Here is a 295-nt window from a genome sequence, read left to right as displayed (position 1 = left end):
ACAACAGGTTGAAATTCCTGTACCACCGAGAGCGATTGAGCGAAGGGGTGACGCAGGAGGATGAGGGAAGCGGCCGGATGGAAGAGGCCGTCCAAGCAGCGAGCGAGGGATGTAGTGAAATGCGCATCCTGGGATTCGTGAGCTGTGATGGGGAGGGAAGGACAGTACCGAAGTCCCAGAGTTCACACTGCCGAGAAAAGCCTCTAGCGATGCAGCAGGTGCCCGTACCGGAAACCGACACAGGTGGGCGCGTGGAGAACACGAAGGCGCGCGGGAGAACTCTCGTTAAGGAACT

The 295-nt window shown here is 58.6% G+C and carries 1 rRNA gene; it reads left to right on the top strand.

Annotation, left to right across the window (positions count from 1 at the left end):
• Positions 1 to 295, top strand: a 23S ribosomal RNA gene (locus QMF38_RS14595); the annotation flags it as partial.

The sequence above is a fragment of the Alicyclobacillus hesperidum subsp. aegles genome, from assembly GCF_027923525.1.
Classification (GTDB): Bacteria; Bacillota; Bacilli; order Alicyclobacillales; family Alicyclobacillaceae; genus Alicyclobacillus; species Alicyclobacillus aegles.
The sequence above is the reverse complement of the archived record's forward strand: the minus strand, read 5'-3'. Positions and strand labels throughout refer to the sequence as shown.